The organism is Pseudarthrobacter naphthalenicus, assembly GCF_029076445.1.
Classification (GTDB): domain Bacteria; phylum Actinomycetota; class Actinomycetes; order Actinomycetales; family Micrococcaceae; genus Arthrobacter; species Arthrobacter naphthalenicus.
In genome coordinates this window covers 110,291-125,333 of record NZ_JARESG010000006.1, presented here as the reverse complement: position 1 = coordinate 125,333, position 15,043 = coordinate 110,291, and the positions used below count along the sequence as shown (strand labels likewise).

General features: G+C 65.5%; 17 protein-coding genes. 8 read left to right on the top strand and 9 right to left on the bottom strand.

The features are described from left to right. The first annotated feature begins 43 nt into the window (after positions 1 to 43). The 3 genes from PY310_RS08105 to PY310_RS08095 are packed head-to-tail and all read left to right on the top strand — an operon-like array spanning position 44 to position 2,912. Positions 44 to 907, top strand: coding sequence for an alpha/beta hydrolase (locus PY310_RS08105; RefSeq protein WP_414004252.1), 864 nt, complete (start codon positions 44 to 46; stop codon positions 905 to 907). Positions 908 to 941: 34 nt separating this feature from the next. Continuing rightward, positions 942 to 1,775, top strand: coding sequence for an alpha/beta fold hydrolase (locus tag PY310_RS08100; protein WP_275213876.1), 834 nt, complete (start codon positions 942 to 944; stop codon positions 1,773 to 1,775). Between the two features lie 9 nt (positions 1,776 to 1,784). Continuing rightward, positions 1,785 to 2,912: an alpha/beta hydrolase family protein gene (locus tag PY310_RS08095; protein WP_275213875.1), complete on the top strand. Its 1,128-nt coding sequence runs from the start codon at positions 1,785 to 1,787 to the stop codon at positions 2,910 to 2,912. A gap of 71 nt (positions 2,913 to 2,983) precedes the next feature. On the opposite strand, the gene PY310_RS08090 is transcribed toward PY310_RS08095, so the two are convergent. Beyond that, positions 2,984 to 4,486, bottom strand: a complete 1,503-nt coding sequence (locus tag PY310_RS08090; protein ID WP_275213874.1) for a DHA2 family efflux MFS transporter permease subunit — start codon at positions 4,484 to 4,486, stop codon at positions 2,984 to 2,986. A gap of 126 nt (positions 4,487 to 4,612) precedes the next feature. Here PY310_RS08090 and PY310_RS08085 point away from each other — a divergent pair, with 126 nt between their 5' ends. The 4 genes from PY310_RS08085 (at position 4,613) to PY310_RS08070 (ending at position 9,529) form a co-directional block, all read left to right on the top strand. Beyond that, entirely contained in the window at positions 4,613 to 5,497 is an 885-nt protein-coding gene (locus PY310_RS08085) for a LysR family transcriptional regulator (protein WP_275213873.1), read from the top strand. A 214-nt stretch (positions 5,498 to 5,711) separates the two neighbouring features. Next, complete coding sequence (locus tag PY310_RS08080; protein WP_275213872.1) at positions 5,712 to 6,809, top strand: tartrate dehydrogenase; 1,098 nt, start codon at positions 5,712 to 5,714, stop codon at positions 6,807 to 6,809. Positions 6,810 to 6,939: 130 nt separating this feature from the next. Then, positions 6,940 to 8,349: a C4-dicarboxylate transporter DctA gene (gene dctA, locus PY310_RS08075; protein WP_275213871.1), complete on the top strand. Its 1,410-nt coding sequence runs from the start codon at positions 6,940 to 6,942 to the stop codon at positions 8,347 to 8,349. A gap of 1 nt (position 8,350) precedes the next feature. Further along, positions 8,351 to 9,529 carry a glycerate kinase gene (locus PY310_RS08070; protein ID WP_275213870.1) on the top strand — a complete coding sequence of 393 codons (1,179 nt, stop codon included), beginning with the start codon at positions 8,351 to 8,353 and terminating at the stop codon, positions 9,527 to 9,529. A 56-nt stretch (positions 9,530 to 9,585) separates the two neighbouring features. On the opposite strand, the gene PY310_RS08065 is transcribed toward PY310_RS08070, so the two are convergent. The 3 genes from PY310_RS08065 to PY310_RS08055 all read right to left on the bottom strand — a co-directional run bounded on the left by PY310_RS08065 (position 9,586) and on the right by PY310_RS08055 (position 11,466). Beyond that, on the bottom strand, positions 9,586 to 10,041 hold the full coding sequence (locus tag PY310_RS08065; RefSeq protein WP_275213869.1) for a transferase: 456 nt from the start codon (positions 10,039 to 10,041) through the stop codon (positions 9,586 to 9,588). Positions 10,042 to 10,124: 83 nt separating this feature from the next. Then, positions 10,125 to 10,691, bottom strand: coding sequence for a type 1 glutamine amidotransferase domain-containing protein (locus tag PY310_RS08060; protein WP_275213868.1), 567 nt, complete (start codon positions 10,689 to 10,691; stop codon positions 10,125 to 10,127). Between the two features lie 154 nt (positions 10,692 to 10,845). Continuing rightward, positions 10,846 to 11,466 (bottom strand): TetR/AcrR family transcriptional regulator, encoded by a 621-nt coding sequence (locus PY310_RS08055; RefSeq protein ID WP_275213867.1) that lies wholly within the window; start codon positions 11,464 to 11,466, stop codon positions 10,846 to 10,848. 126 nt (positions 11,467 to 11,592) lie between these two features. Between PY310_RS08055 and PY310_RS08050 the strand changes: the two genes are divergently transcribed. Further along, complete coding sequence (locus tag PY310_RS08050; protein WP_275213866.1) at positions 11,593 to 11,880, top strand: hypothetical protein; 288 nt, start codon at positions 11,593 to 11,595, stop codon at positions 11,878 to 11,880. A gap of 86 nt (positions 11,881 to 11,966) precedes the next feature. On the opposite strand, the gene PY310_RS08045 is transcribed toward PY310_RS08050, so the two are convergent. The 5 genes from PY310_RS08045 to PY310_RS08025 form a co-directional block, all read right to left on the bottom strand. Then, positions 11,967 to 12,677 (bottom strand): GAF and ANTAR domain-containing protein, encoded by a 711-nt coding sequence (locus PY310_RS08045; protein ID WP_275213865.1) that lies wholly within the window; start codon positions 12,675 to 12,677, stop codon positions 11,967 to 11,969. A gap of 9 nt (positions 12,678 to 12,686) precedes the next feature. Further along, on the bottom strand, positions 12,687 to 13,379 hold the full coding sequence (locus PY310_RS08040; protein ID WP_275213864.1) for a GAF and ANTAR domain-containing protein: 693 nt from the start codon (positions 13,377 to 13,379) through the stop codon (positions 12,687 to 12,689). A 130-nt stretch (positions 13,380 to 13,509) separates the two neighbouring features. Beyond that, on the bottom strand, positions 13,510 to 13,755 hold the full coding sequence (locus PY310_RS08035) for a hypothetical protein (RefSeq protein WP_275213863.1): 246 nt from the start codon (positions 13,753 to 13,755) through the stop codon (positions 13,510 to 13,512). A gap of 8 nt (positions 13,756 to 13,763) precedes the next feature. Continuing rightward, positions 13,764 to 13,985, bottom strand: coding sequence for a hypothetical protein (locus PY310_RS08030; protein WP_275213862.1), 222 nt, complete (start codon positions 13,983 to 13,985; stop codon positions 13,764 to 13,766). A gap of 128 nt (positions 13,986 to 14,113) precedes the next feature. Beyond that, entirely contained in the window at positions 14,114 to 15,043 is a 930-nt protein-coding gene (locus tag PY310_RS08025; RefSeq protein WP_275213861.1) for a 4-phosphopantoate--beta-alanine ligase, read from the bottom strand.

The window sequence follows — 15,043 nt, the reverse complement described above, 5'->3', positions numbered from 1 at the left end:
ACTCAGCCGGCGCCCAGCCGGGGCTCAGGACCGTCCCCCTAGGATGGGAACCGTGAAAGAGCAGGAAGTGCCCACGCACGACGGCGGCCGGCTGGCTTTATACAGCTACGGCACCCCGGACGCGCCGGGAGAACGCCGGGTGGTGGTCATCGGCGGAGCCTTCCTCACCGCGCTCATATACCGGCCGTTCTCCGTCGCCCTGGCCGATGGCCTGGGCGACGGATGGGCCGTGGACGTTTACGACCGGCGCGGCCGCGGCAAGTCAACCGAACAGCCTCCCGGTTACTCCATGGCCACGGAAATCGCTGACGTCCGCACCATCATGGATGTCACCGGCGCCCGCAACCTGCTGGGCCACAGCCTGGGCGGCTCTGTGGCCCTCAACGCCGTGCAGGAGTTCGCGGGCACTCCGCACGAACCGGACAAGCTGGCGGTTTACGACGCGGCTGTGAACATCGAAGGCAGCATCGACACCTCGTGGCTGGACGATTTCGAAACTGCGGTCAACAGCGGGAAGTTGGGGCATGCCATGGCCCACCTGAAGAAGGGAATGCAGCCGGCCACGCCGTTGTCCAAAATCCCGGAACCTGTCCTGGCCGGACTCATGGCACTGGTGTCCCGGACCAAAGTCAACAAAATGGCGCGGGAGCTGATGCCTACCGGCGTGGGCGAGCTTCGCGCCGCGTACGACGAGGCAGAGCATGCCCGGGACTTCGCCGTGCTGCCCGCCGGCACCCATTTCATGGCGGGCGGCAAGAGCCCCCGTTATTACAAGGTCACGGCCCAGCGCCTTCACGCGGCAGTGCCCGGGAGCACTTTTGAGCTGTCCCCGAAGGGCTACCACGGCTCCATCCCTGCCGCCGTGAAGGAACTGGTCAGCGACATCGCCGGGTACTTCAAGGGCTAAGGCATTCCGCAGGATGCTCGGCTAGGCTCGGATCATGACGCGCGAGACAATTACAACCCCAGACGGCGGCACCTTGGAGCTTTTCACCACGGGTGCGGAACTGGCCTCGGCCGGCTCCGGCGTGGTTGTTGTGCATGCCTCCATGGTGACCGCTGCCGACTACACCCGCTTTGCGCAGAAACTCAGCGCCGCCCTTGGCCGGCCGGTGCACACCTTTAACCGCCGCGGCCGGGGATCCTCCTCGCCGCAGGCTTTGGACTACACCCTGGACGCCGACATCCGGGACCTGGACGCCGTCATGAAGCACACGTCCAGCACTGACGTGTTCGGCCATAGCTTCGGCGGTGCGCTGGCCCTGCACGCGGCCCGGACCCTTCCCGTGGAGCGCCTGGCCGTTTACGACCCCGCCGTTTCCGTGAATCACAGCGTCACGGCCGACTGGACACCGGAATATGAACGCGCAACCGCAGCCGGGGACGACGACCGTGCCCTCGCCGTCCTCACGAAAGGCCTGGAAACCGGCGGCGCCTTCTCCCGGATGCCACTCTCCATGCTCACCATCGCCAACAAGCTCACGGCAGGCACCCATCTGGGCAAGCAGATGCGCGACATGATGCGCACGGGCGTCCGGGAAATCAAGGCGATCATCGCTGCGGACATGCCAGCGGAACCCTTCCTTGAGTTGCCCCTGGAGACCCTGATTGTGGTGGGCGAAAAGAGCCCGGCCTACTTCGGTGTGGCGTGCGGCCAGATCCACGATGTCCTCTCCGGTTCCAGCTACACCATCCTCCCCGGCTTCGGCCACGACGGCGTGATCAAGGCGCCGGAGAAACTCATCACCGAGCTCAGCGACTTCTTCGCCGGCTGAGCCGGGCAGGTGACGAACCTCCGGGTCTTCGTTGGTGCTGCAGCAATCGCCGCAGCCGCCACGGCGGGCTGGGCAACAGTGCACATCGCGAGATCCCTGGTCACCCCGGCGGGCAGGCATCGGGAACGAATCAGGATCCTGGCTTCCGACGCCGGCACGGTGACCCTCAGCGCCAGCCGCGACACGCTGGCTCCCGGCGTCTTCAGCCTTTACTGGGGCAACCGGGCCGGGCACGCACGCATCGGCCGCGTGTTGTCCACCGACTCAGAAGCCCGCACCGTCATCCGCCGGGTGGAGGCCATTTATGCGGGCCGGCTGGAGCCGGGCACCTCGGGCTACTGGTCCGGGTACGTTTACCCAAGCCCGGGCGCAGCCGGACTCCCTTATGAGGACGTTACCCTGCCGGGACCCGCGCCGGCCTGGCTCGTTCCCGGCACCCTCCAGCGCTCCTGGGTCATCCACATCCACGGCCTGGGCGGACGCCGGACAACGGGGCTTCGCACGGCGCCGTTCTTTCACGCGCAGGGGCTCACCCAGCTGCTGATCTCGTTCCGGGGAGACGGCGACGCTCCCCCGACAGCCGATGGCAAACACCACCTTGGCGTCAGTGAACTGGCCGACCTTGAAGCGGCCCTGGCATTTGCGGCGGGGCGGGGCGCAGCGTCCATCATCCTGTCGGGCTGGTCGATGGGCGCAGTCATGGCCCTGGCCGCCGCACACACATCTGAGCACAGGAACCTGATTACGGGCCTCATCCTGACCGCACCTGTCCTGGACTGGAACCGGACCCTGATTTCCAACCTGGCGTCAGCGCGTCTGCCGTCCGTTCTGGCACACGGAGTTTCGCGCATCCTCGGCAGTCCCCTGCACCGGTTCGCCGGATTGCATCAGCCGCTTGACCTGCGGTCCCTGGTCTTTACCGGGGTTGCGCCGCCGGTCCCGGTCCTCATCCTTCATGGTGATGGCGATGCCAGGACACCCATCCGGATCAGTGAGGACTTCGCCGGCCGTTTTCCGGAGCTTGTGCGGCTGGTCAGGTTTCCCGCCTGCAGGCACACCCAGGAGTGGAACAGCTGGCCGGCGCTCTGGGAGGACTCGGTGGCCGGCTGGCTGCGGGGACTTACCCCAAGTAGGTAGCAGTATGTGTCGTTTTGAGCGCTCAAAACGACACATAGTGCTACCCAGTTGGGTGAGTGCGCTTAGTTGGGTCAGTGGGCGGCGTGACCCGGCGCGGCACCTTCCGTTTTGCGCATCATCGCGGAAAGCACGACGGCGGCAAAGGCTATGACAGTCGCCGTCAGGAAGGCGGCACTCATGCCCGCCACCAGCCCGGAGGACGCCGACACCACCGCAAAGATGGACACCAGCAGCGCCGTACCGGCGGCGCCGGCAACCTGCTGCGAGGTGCTCATGATGGCGGACCCGTGGGAGTAGAGATGCGGCGGGAGCGGATTCAGGCCGGTGGTGAACGCCGGTGTGAACAGCAACGCGAGGCCGAAGCTCAGGACGACGTGCAGGGTCACGATCCACCACACCTCAGTGCCGGCGTCGAGCATGGAGAACTGCCAGAGGGTAACCACCATCAGGACCGAGCCAGTCACGGTCAGCGGCAGCGGGCCCACTTTGTCGAACAGCCGCCCGATGAACGGGCCCAGCAGGCCCATCGCCAGGCCGCCCGGGAGCAGCACGAGGCCCGTCTCCAGCGAACCCAGGCCGCGGACTTCCTGCAGGTACAGCGGCAGCAGGATGACAGTCCCGAACAATGCCATCATGGCCACCACCATGAGCAGCACCGACACCGTGAACATGCGGAAGTTGAAGGCCCTGAGGTCCAGCAGCGGAGCATCCGCCTTCTGCAGCCTGAGTTGGCGGAGCACAAAGACCGCCAGGCTGGCCACGCCGATGGCCAGCGCCGCGATGGCCACTGCGCCGGGGCCGCTCTGGCCGCCGCCGATCTGGCTCAGGCCGTACACGAGTCCGCCGAAAGCGGGGACCGTCAGAAGTACCGAGAGGAAGTCGAGCTTGGTCTTTTCGGTCTCGCCCACGTTCGTCAGGTACTTCGCCCCGATGGCCAGGGCAGCCAGTGCGACCGGAAGGACAAAGACAAACATAAAGCGCCACGTGAAGTGCTCCAGGATCAGCCCGGAGACGGTGGGGCCCATGGCCGGTGCCACGGAGATCGCGATGCTGACGTTACCCATCACTGCGCCCCGCCTGCCCAGCGGGACAAGCGTAAGGATGGTGGTCATCAGCAACGGCAGCATGATGGCGGTGCCGCCGGCCTGGATGATGCGCGCCAGAAGCAGGATTTCAAAGCCTGGTGCCACGGCAGCGAGCGCAGTGCCCGCGGCGAAGAGGCCCATGGCCAGCATAAAGACGGCACGGGTGGACAGGCTCTGCAGGATGAACCCGGTGGTGGGGATGACGACGGCCATGGTGAGCATAAAGCCGGTGGAGAGCCACTGCACGGTGGGCGCGTCCACTCCGAGGTCCACCATCAGCCGCTGCAGCGCAACGTTCATGATGGTCTCGTTCAGGATCACCACGAAGGTCGCCACGAGCAGGGTGGCGATGATGGTCACCGACTCCCGGGACAGCTTCTCCGGCGCGGCGGACTTCGACGCCGAGGCCTGTGCGGGCTCGCCGGTTTGGCCGGACTGCCCGGGCGGGCCCGGCTGACCGGAGGCGTTCGAAGAGACTTCTGTAGACATGGGTGTTCCCTCAGGGAGTAAGAATGAAGTGGCGCGCGAGCATCGTCGCTGCAGATTCCAACACTGTACTCGCCGCAGCCATTCCTGCGCACGGGGTTTTTCTTTGCTGCGCGTAGGCTGTTTGGCGTGGACACCCGGAAACTGAAGTATTTCCTGGCCGTTGTTGACCATGACGGATTCAACCGGGCTGCGGAGCACCTGCTGATCGCCCAGCCGTCGCTGTCCCAGACCATCGCCAGCCTGGAAAAGGAACTGGGCGTACCGCTCTTTCACCGGATCGGCCGCCGAGCTGTGCTCAGTGACGCCGGCAAGGAACTGGTGGGGCCGGCCCGCTTGGTCATGCGGGACCTGGACGCCGCACAGTCAGCCGTCCAAGCCCTGCGTGGCGTCCGCAGCGGAAAGCTCGACATCATCACCATGCCGTCCCCCGGCATCGAACCGCTGACGTCCATGATCGCCGGCTTTACCCGGGTTCACCCGTCCGTACGGCTCAACGTCAGCGCTGCCTTCACCCCGGAAGAAGTAATCGAATCGGTCCGGAGCGGAAGCACGGAAATTGGCCTGGCGGGATCCCCCATGCCCATCAGGGTGCCGGGCGTCAACGTCCTGGACCTGGAGCGCCAGCCACTGATCCTGATCGTTAACCCGCAGGCGGACACCTTCCGCCCGGGGCCGGCCATCCAGCGCGAAGACCTGGGCGGTCACCGCCTGATTGCCAGCCAGCGGGGATCGCTGATGCGGTGGCTGGTCGACGACGCCCTGGCGCACGGGGTCCAGGTAGAGATCGTCGTCGAAGTGGCACACCGGACCTCCATCCTGCCGCTGGTGCTGGCGGGCGTCGGACACGCGGTGATGCCCTCGTCCTGGGCGCCCACCGCCCACAAAGCCGGGCTCCGTACGCTGCTGATCGAACCGGTGTCCCATCTGGACGTGGCCATCCTGAGCCGGAAGGACGGCCTGACCCCCGCGGCGCAGGCCTTCCTGAAAGTGGCCGCCGAGCACGTGGACTAGCTCCCCCCATCGATTGCTCCAATATGGCACTTTCGAGTGCTCATAACGGCAGTTACGGAGCAATCGATGAATTTATCGGTAGGTAAAACCTATCTAGCGGATCGGATCTTGGTCTTGGACGCTGCCTGCCCGCCGCCCGTCTACTTGAAGAGGAAGAACAGTGTGACCCGCACAACAGGCTCACTGCTAACAAACTCAACGAGGAGGTAGGCACATGAGCGCCACCCAGAAATTCAGCATTGCATCGATCCCTGCGGACGGTGTGGGCAAGGAAGTTGTTTCGGCCGGCCGCCGCGTCCTTGAGGCCCTTGCAGAGAACTCCAACGGCAAGTTCGCTTTCGACTGGACCGAGTTCCCCTGGGGCTGCGACTACTACCGGAAGACCGGCCAGATGATGGACCCCAAGGGCCTGGAAGCACTCAAGGACTTCGACGCAATCTACTTCGGCGCCGTCGGCTGGGAAAACGTCCCGGACCACATCAGCCTCTGGGGCCTGCGACTGAACATCACGCAGAACTTCGACCAGTGGGCCAACATCCGCCCCGTGAAGTTCCTGCCCGGCATCCAGTCCCCGCTGCGCAAGGCCGACAACACCGAGCTTGACTGGGTTGTGGTCCGCGAAAACAGCGAAGGCGAATACGCCGGCCTGGGCGGCCGCAACCTCAGCGGCCGCGGCCCCGGCAACGAGGTGGCACTGCAGACCGCGCTGTTCACCGAGAAAGGCTGCGAGCGCATCATGCGCTTCGCCTTCGATCTCGCCCGGACCCGCACGGTCAAAAAGGTTTCGTCGGTCACCAAGTCCAACGCCCAGCAGTACGGCATGGTCCTCTGGGACGAAGTCTTCAATCGCGTGGCACTGGATTACCCGGACGTGCAGACCGAAAGTGTCCTGGTGGATGCCATGAGCGCCAAGTTCATCCTCAAGCCCGAAGAGCTCTCCGTGGTGGTCGCATCAAACCTGAACGCGGACATCCTCTCCGACCTCGGTTCCGCCCTGGCCGGCAGCCTGGGCCTGGCGGCGAGCGCCAACCTGAACCCCGAACGCCGCTTCCCGTCCATGTTCGAACCAGTCCACGGCTCCGCTCCGGACATCGCCGGCCAGGGCATCAGCAACCCGATCGGCGCCATCGCCAGCGCCGCCCTCATGCTGGACCACTTCGGCCTGCACGGGGAGGCCCGCCGGGTGGAGGCCGCCATCGAGGCAGCCACCGGCTCCGGCCACCTGACCCGCGACGTCGGCGGCGACGCCCGGACGGACGACGTCACCGAGGCCATCATCAAGGCACTTACTCTCGCACCCGCCGCGGTCTAAAAAGACTTCATTTCCCACGCACCAGAACGTCCGACGGCGGCTGTCCGGCCGCCGTCGGACCCTCCCCGCGGAAGTCCACGCGGCGTCCCACCACCACCTTCCAGCGCCATTCCCCAATGAGGTAGGAATCATGGATTACAGCACCACCACGGGCCCGGCTGCAGCAGCGCCGGCCCCCAAGACACGTTGGTACCGGCAGCTCTACTTCTGGGTACTGACCGCCATTGTTATCGGCATTCTGGTCGGCTGGCTCGCACCCACCGCCGGCATTGCCATGGAACCCATCGGCACCACCTTCGTGAACTCCATGAAGATGCTCATCGGGCCCATCGTGTTCCTGACCATCGTGGGCGGCATCGCCAGCGTCGCCGACCTGAAGAAAGTCGGCATGACGGGCCTGAAAGCCCTGACCTATTTCCAGGTGGGCACCATCTTTGCCCTGATTTTCGGCCTGGTGGCCATCAACATCTTCCGCCTTGGCGAGGGCATGAACGTGGACGCCAGCACCATTAAGACCTCGGATTCCGCCGCCAAGCTGATCGACGCCGGCCAGCACCAGGAGTGGTGGCAGTTCCTCGCCCACATCATTCCCAACAGCGTTGTGGGGCCGTTCGTCGAGGGTGACATCCTTCAGATCATCTTCATCGCCGTCGTCTTCGGCATCGCCCTGAACGCCATCGGCAAGGTGGGCGCCCCCGTCCTGGACGGCGTGCAGCGACTCACCGGGGTGATGTTCAAGATCCTGGGCTTCATCATGAAGGCAGCCCCGCTGGGAGCCTTCGGCGCCATGGCCTTCGCGGTGGGCAAGTACGGGGTGTCCTCCCTCACCAGCATGGGCGGGCTGATCGCGCTCTTCTACGTCACCTCAATCCTCTTTGTGGTGGTGGTCCTCGGTTCCGTGATGGCCTTCCTCAAGCTGAACATCTTCACCATGATCCGCCACCTCAAAGAGGAGTACATGCTCATCCTGGGCACCTCCACCGCCGAGCCCGCCCTGCCCGGGCTGATGCGCAAGCTCGAGCACGCCGGCGTCAAAAAAGAAACAGTGGGCCTGGTGGTTCCCACCGGCTACAGCTTCAACCTCGACGGCGCCGCGATCTACCTCTCCCTGGCCGCCCTTTACATCGCGCAGGCCACCAACACGCACCTGAGCATCGGACAGCAGCTCGGCCTGCTCGCGGTCATGCTGCTGACTTCGAAGGGCGCGGCGGGAGTGGCGGGCGGCGGTTTCATCGCCCTGACCGCTACCCTGACGACGCTCGGTACCATCCCCGCGGCCGGCATCATGCTCATTTTCGGCATCGACAAGTTCATGTCCGAGTGCCGGGCGCTGGTGAACTTCACCGGCAACGCGGTGGCCACCCTCTTCATCGCCTGGTGGGACCGCACCCTGGACGCTGACCGGGCCCGCCGGGTCTTTGCCGGAGAATACGTGGAGCCCATGCCGGCAGTAACTGAAGGTCCGGCACCCGCGGCACCCTCCGCCGTCGAGCCTTCCACCGCCCATGATCGCCGCCCGGCCTACTCGGAATCCGTCTGACATGAACAACACCACCGCCCCAAAAAACGTCCGCACCCTCATCGCACCCGACAAGTTCAAAGGCAGCCTCACCGCCGGCGAAGTGGCGGACGCCCTGGCCGCAGGACTCCGGTCAGCAACCGGCGCCGGGACGGTCCACTGCGAAATCCTTCCGCTCGCGGACGGAGGTGACGGCAGCGTGGACGCCGCCGTCGCCTCCGGCTTCACCCGGCGGAGCTACACAGTGGCCGGACCCACCGGCCAGCCGGTCCAGGCGAGCATCGCGTACGACGGCGTCACGGCAGTTGTGGAGGTGGCGAACACCTGCGGCCTGGGTCTCCTGCCCGGCGGACGGCCCGAAGCCATGGCCGCTTCCAGCCGCGGATTCGGCGAAGCGGTCCTGTTCGCCTTAAGCCTGAACCCGGCCACCGTAGTGTTGGCGCTCGGCGGCAGTGCCAGCACCGACGGCGGCATGGGGATGCTTACCGCCCTCGGATTCACTTTTCGGGACGCCGATGGACGGCAGCTGAACGGCTCCGGCAGTTCCCTGGCCCGGATCCACTCCGTGGACCGGGCAGCCTTCCCTGAACTCGCCGGCACCAACCTGATCATCGCCAGCGACGTATACAACCCGCTCCTCGGCCCCCAGGGCGCACCGGCCGTTTTTGGGCCGCAAAAGGGAGCCGGACCCGCTGAGATCCTGGCACTCGAGCAAGGTCTCACGCATTTTGTCACGCAGCTGACCGAGGCCGGATTCCCGGGCGCCGGGTTCCCGGGCGCACGGGAATCCGGCCCCGCGACGCTGGCCCGGCATGAGGGCTCAGGCAGCGCCGGCGGCATCGGCTTCGCCTGCCTGCTGCTCGGGGCCCAACAGGTCTCGGGGGCAGACTTCTTCCTGGACCTGCTGGACTTCAACAGCCGTAAGGAGAGCTGCGACGTGGTGATCACCGGCGAGGGAAGCCTTGACGAACAGACCCTGGCCGGAAAGCTGCCGGCCGCCGTCGCCCGCCGGTCCGGAGCCCGGCCGATCATCGCCGTCGCCGGACGCTCCCTGCTCCCGCGCGAGCGCTGGTCCGACCTAGCGCTCACCGGCGTTTACACGCTCGCCGAGTACACGGACCAGGATTCTTCCAAGGATCCCGAACTGTCTGCGGCCCTGCTCCGGCAGATCGGTCGGGACATCGGCGCCAGCCTGCTCTAGGCGCCGGGCCCGGCGAGCCGCCGCAACCGGATCCGACGCAGAAGAAGCTGGCCGCCTCAGGCGGCCAGCTTCTTCTGTTGTTTGCGAACGCTCGGACGCTTGGTTGCCGCCACGTCGGTCCGGCGCCGCGGCTGGGCGGCGACGCGGCCGCCGTCGGGCACCCTGCTGTCGGCAGCGAGCCGGGCGCCGTGCCCAATGACGGCACCGGCGCCGATGCGTGAATGGCTGCCGATGTGCACTCGGTTCCCGATGATTGCTCCGTTGCCCACGCGCACGGCGTCGCCGATAATGGTCCGCTCCCCCACCTGCACCTGGCGGTCGATCCAACTGCCGTGCCCTACCCGGGTGCATGCCCCGATCCGCGCATGCGGCTCCACATACGTCATGGGCCCCAGACGGACCGAGTCGGCCACAACAGCGCCGCGGCCAACGAAGCCCCCGCCATTCTGGTGCCGGTGGTAGTACACCACTGCACCGGAATCGTCCTCAAACGATTCAACCTGCCTGGTCATGCCAATCCCTAGTCATCCTCTATCAATAGCCGGGCCGTCCCCCGCTTTAAAAGTGTTAACAGCGGCGGGACGGGGCAGATTCCTTAGGCAGTCTGGCCGGCGTGCTGACCTTCCGAGATTTCCTCCACCAGTTTGCTGTTGAAGGCGGGAAGGTCGTCCGGGTTGCGGCTGGTGACGAGGCCCTGGTCCACCACCACTTCCTCGTCACTCCAGTTGGCGCCCGCGTTCTTCAGGTCCGTCTGGAGCGTGTGGTACGAGGTGACGTTACGGCCGCGGATCACGCCGGCATCGATCAGGAGCCAGGGGCCGTGGCAGATCGAGGCCACGGGCTTGTGCTGTTCAAAGAAGCTGCGCGTGAAATTCTGCGCGTCCTTGTCCACGCGGAGATGGTCGGCATTCACTACCCCGCCCGGAAGAACCAAGGCGTCAAAGTCCGAAGCGTTGGCATCCGCCACAGTGAGGTCGATGTCGAAGGTATCGCCCTTGTCCGTCCCGTTGTAGCCCTGCAGCCGGCCGCTGCCCGGAGCCACCAGCGTCGGCACGCCGCCGGCGTCCTTGACTGCCTGCCAGGGGCTGGTGAGCTCCACCTGCTCCACTCCGTCCGTCAGCAGGAAAGCGACCTTCTTGCCCGTGATGTTGTGTTCTGACATTTTTCCTCCTTTAGCGACGCGGTCCGGGCGCATTGCAGCTCCGCTTGACCGCTTCGAGAGTTGTGTGTCTGACAGCATCCAGCCTAGGAAAGCCGCAACTGATAAGCAAGCTGACTATTCGGCGGCTGCTGACTATTCAGCGGCTGCTGACTATTCAGCGACTGTGGTGCTGGATCAACCAGCCGGCCATCTCCTGGGCCCGGCTGGCAGACTGCGTATCGCCTTCCGAGGCAGAGACAATGGACCCCTTCATCAGGATGTGCCACGACCTGGCAAAATCCTCCGGACGATCAAGGCCTGCCTGCTCCGCGAGCGCCTGCACGTGGCCCCTGATCCGGGCGAGATAATCGATGCTCGCCAGGCCCAGCGGATGCGACGGACCCATCTCCAGCAGGATGTTGATGAACGAGCAGGCTTCAAAATCGTCCCGGCGGAACCATTCGCCGAAGACGTCGAAGATGGCCAGCAGTTGCTCGGTGGGCTTGCTGGCCCGCTGCTTCGCCTGACCAACGATCGCGTCCACGGTCCAGAGCTGGTCCCTCAGCTCCAGGAATGCCAATACGAGGGAATCCTTGGAGGGAAAGTGCCGGTAGAACGTTGCCTTGGCCACCCCGGAACGTTCGATCAGTTCGTTGACCCCGACGTCCCGCACTCCCCGGCGGGAGAACAGCTGGTACGCCACCGCGAGGATCCGCTCCCGGGAATCGGCAGGACGGATGGCCGCCGCTGCAATACTTTCCGCCGGCGGCAGGGTGGCTTCTCCATCGGAAATCATCGTGATATCAGTTTACTCCGGGGTGCAGACAGACCGGTCTTCCTACATGTAGTGTCTTTTCAAACGCAAGTGCTTTGACGCTCCGGGGCTTCCCAAGAACCGGCAGCATGGTGCAAGGAGGCCCCAATGTCAGCAGAGCGAATGTTCGAGTTCATCCCCTGTGACGATCCCGATCCGGACCCGTGGGTTGAGTCCGCGGCCGCCACCGCTGAGGTCCGGCAGTTCGCCCGCGAGTCACTGCGGTGGCAGGCACAGGAAATCATCGACGAAGTGCTGGGCGGGACTGATCCCGGCGAGGAGCTGGCCCGGGCCAGACTCCGCCGCTGCGTGGCACAGAATCCCGGCCGGCCCGAACGCGCCCTCCTCCAACAGCTGATGGTCAACCGGGACCACCATGGCGGGTCAACTCTGTAGGAGGCCCGAGCGCGAGGAGTCCCGGGCTCGGCAGGAGTCCCGGGCTCGGCCGCCCGGGACCGCAGAACGCTTTCCGGTGCGGCGGCTTACAGCGTCAGGCTGCGGTCCACGATGCTGCCGGCTGTCACCTGAAGGCTCTGGTTGTTGGCTCGCGCGTAGTTGCGCAGCCGGTTGAACGCCGCGTCCATGTCCACACCCGCTGTGTGGGCGATAACTCCCTTGGCCTGCTCGATCAGCACCCGGGTGTTCAAAGCCCGCTGAAGCTGCTCGTTGACAAGCGCCGCTTCCCTGATGGTGCGCTCCTGCATCAGGCTGATCGTGGCGACATCCGCAAGGGCCTGTCCAATCGCGGTGTCCTCTGCCGTCAGGGGCCCCGCGGTGGAACGGAAGAGTCCCATGGCGCCGATGGCGCGGCCCTGGACCCGCATGGGCACTGCGTGCACGGAGCGGAAGCCCTGAGAGAGCGCGGCCGCACGGAAGTCGGGCCACCGTGTCAGGGCGCTTACATCGGCCACAACCACCGGAACCCCGGATCGGTATGCGTCGACGCACGGACCGGCCCCGGCCTGAAGCTGCAACACCTCTACGAGCCGGCTCTCCTCGCTGGTGGAAGCCACCACTTGGAGTTCTCCCGTGGGATCGGCCAGCACCAACCCGGCGGCCGAGACATCAAGCAGCCCCACGGCCTCCTCCACCAGAGTGTGCAGGAGATCAAGGACGTCATAGTCCGCCACCAGCGTGTCCGTCAGCTTCACGAAAGCCAGGCTGACGCGCTCCGCACGGGTACTCGTTACCATGGCGCCATTTTACTGCAGCGCCGGGCCCGGCTCCCCATCTGACGCGGGGTCGAAACTAAGACGCCCCTCAAGGACAGCATCGGCCGCGGCCTTCAGGGTGAGGTCGTTGGCGAACGCATAGGCACGCAACAGGAGCAAGGATTCTGCCGCCGTAGCGCCGGACTGCGCGAGGACCATCCCGGTGGCCTGATGAATTTCCCGGCGCGACATCAGCGCCGGCTCCAAGGCGGGATCGCCCTCAGCGGAATTGACGCTGAGGACCTTGCGCAGCAGATACCAGGAGGTTTGGCCGGCCAACGCTGCCGCTGCGGACTCCGCGGAACGGCTCAAGTTTCCACGCACCGTGTGATACAGCTCCACGACGCCAAGGTCCAGGGCACCCACGGTCAGCGGGAAGACAAATAACGCCGCCGCTGGCGTGCCCTCGATGGCGCGGTGGAACATGGGCCACTCGCCGTCCACGGTGGTCTGCGCATCACCAAGGAGCACCGGGAGCCGGGTCTGCATCGCCCGCCATCGCGGACCTTCCCCCAGGTTGAACTGCAACTCGTCCAGCCGCGCAGCCATTTCATCGCTGGCTGCGACCAGCGTGGCGGCGGCAGTCCCGCCGAAGAGCGATACGGCGACGCCCGTGATGGGCAACTGTGCGAGATAGGGAGCACAGAGGTCCGCTTCACCCGCTGCGTCGGGCCCACTGTCCATGGTCAGCCTCTGATCCCTGATTCATTCCCGCTGCGCAAATGCCGGCTGCAGGCTGAACCGGAACGGCGGAGTCGTCATCCCAACAATACATAGTGGCTATGCCCCGGGCACGGCAACGCATCGGACAGTCCTATTGCCCCGGTTCGGCGTTGACTATTTTCACGGTTTCGCGCAGGTGTTCCAGCAAGGCCATCTCGGGGGCATGCGGGTGGGCGGCAAGGCACCGGGTCAGCCGTTCCTTGACCCCGTCCAAACCAGGGGACGGATCATCAAGGATGGAGACGATGATTTCGTGGGCCTGTCCTTGGAGCGGTGTGGCCCCTGCGTCAAACCTGTGATGCCGCCCGAGTTGCAGCATGCCGTCAGCTCCTGGCATGAGGGTCCTCAGAAGTCCAACCGTTCGTGCGTCTCGCCGAACGGCACAGCCTCACTGACGGCAACCGTATAAGTGTCGTGGGCGTGGCGGGTCACCAGGATCCCGCATAGCCCGGTGGTGGACGCGAACTGTCGCGCCATGTTTACTGCGGAATTCAAGTAGTCGTCAACAACGGCGGCGTTGGGGACTCTAACGAGGTACGACAGACCGTCGTCCACTGTGCGGATCATGGGGTTTGCTCTTCCTGGGGACGCCAAATGGGGCGATGCCAGGGTCCGGGGCACTGAAATAAGCTTAGTCGATCCGAACGGAATCCAACAGACTTTTTGCGCCGCCCACCCGGCACGAGGTCCAGGGATCAGGAACTCAACGGCACATTGTCGATCAGCCGGACCGGGCCCACTTTTGCTGCGATGAGAGCCAGTCCCTCACCCCGGAAGGGAACCTTCCGGCAGTTTTCGGCGAGTGGTTCAAGGGTCCGCGGATCCACCACGTCGAAGTAGTCAAGTTCCACCAATGGCTGGGAGGCCACCATGGCCTGGGCCGAGTCGAGGTCCAGCGGCTCCTGGGCGTTGGCGCGCTCCTCAAGAAGCCGCAGGGCCCGCGAGAGCACCAACGCGGCTTCCCGCTCCTGGTCGGACAGGAAGCGGTTGCGGCTGGAGAGGGCAAGGCCGTCGTCGGCACGGACGGTGGGTACCGTCACGATGTCCACGGGAAAGTTGAGGTCGGCCACCATCCGCCGCACGAGTGCCACCTGCTGGGCATCTTTCTGCCCGAAGTAGGCCCGGTAGGCGGGCAGGCCGGCGGTGCTGCCGGAGACGAAGGCCCCGGCGGACGGGAGGCCTGCAGCCGGAGCGCCGTAGTGCAGCAGCTTCGCCACGACGGTGAGGGCCCCGTCGAAATGCCCGGGCCGCGAGGCGCCTTCCCATTTTTCCCCCAGGGAACCGGCGGTGATGCGCACCAGGGGTTCCCCGTCCGGGTAAACATCCTCCACCGAGGGCGCAAACACCAGGTCCACGCCCTGGGCCTCAAGCAGCGCAATGTCGGCTTCGAGCGTCCGCGGGTACCGGTCAAGATCCACGGCATCGCCGAACTGCAGCGGATTCACAAAGATGGAGGCCACCACAACGTCGTTCTGTTCGACGGCGGTCCGTGCCAGCCGGGCGTGCCCCTCGTGCAGTGCGCCCATGGTTGGCACCAGGGCCTGGGAGCGGCCTTCCTTCCCTGTCAAGAGGCGGGCACTGGCCTCGCGCAGTTCCGCCGCCGTCCGTACCACTTGGGTAGCCAC

Bases quoted from the DNA above. Each gene is read 5' to 3' on its own strand.
- PY310_RS08060 (WP_275213868.1), bottom strand. From the start codon at position 10,691: ATGTCAGAACACAACATCACGGGCAAGAAGGTCGCTTTCCTGCTGACG.
- PY310_RS08070 (WP_275213870.1), top strand. From the start codon at position 8,351: ATGAACAACACCACCGCCCCAAAAAACGTCCGCACCCTCATCGCACCC.
- PY310_RS08030 (WP_275213862.1), bottom strand. From the start codon at position 13,985: ATGATCCGCACAGTGGACGACGGTCTGTCGTACCTCGTTAGAGTCCCC.
- PY310_RS08090 (WP_275213874.1), bottom strand. From the start codon at position 4,486: ATGTCTACAGAAGTCTCTTCGAACGCCTCCGGTCAGCCGGGCCCGCCC.
- PY310_RS08100 (WP_275213876.1), top strand. From the start codon at position 942: ATGACGCGCGAGACAATTACAACCCCAGACGGCGGCACCTTGGAGCTT.
- PY310_RS08045 (WP_275213865.1), bottom strand. From the start codon at position 12,677: ATGGTAACGAGTACCCGTGCGGAGCGCGTCAGCCTGGCTTTCGTGAAG.
- PY310_RS08065 (WP_275213869.1), bottom strand. From the start codon at position 10,041: ATGACCAGGCAGGTTGAATCGTTTGAGGACGATTCCGGTGCAGTGGTG.
- dctA (WP_275213871.1), top strand. From the start codon at position 6,940: ATGGATTACAGCACCACCACGGGCCCGGCTGCAGCAGCGCCGGCCCCC.
- PY310_RS08035 (WP_275213863.1), bottom strand. From the start codon at position 13,755: ATGCCAGGAGCTGACGGCATGCTGCAACTCGGGCGGCATCACAGGTTT.
- PY310_RS08040 (WP_275213864.1), bottom strand. From the start codon at position 13,379: ATGGACAGTGGGCCCGACGCAGCGGGTGAAGCGGACCTCTGTGCTCCC.
- PY310_RS08055 (WP_275213867.1), bottom strand. From the start codon at position 11,466: ATGATTTCCGATGGAGAAGCCACCCTGCCGCCGGCGGAAAGTATTGCA.
- PY310_RS08080 (WP_275213872.1), top strand. From the start codon at position 5,712: ATGAGCGCCACCCAGAAATTCAGCATTGCATCGATCCCTGCGGACGGT.
- PY310_RS08050 (WP_275213866.1), top strand. From the start codon at position 11,593: ATGTCAGCAGAGCGAATGTTCGAGTTCATCCCCTGTGACGATCCCGAT.
- PY310_RS08105 (WP_414004252.1), top strand. From the start codon at position 44: ATGGGAACCGTGAAAGAGCAGGAAGTGCCCACGCACGACGGCGGCCGG.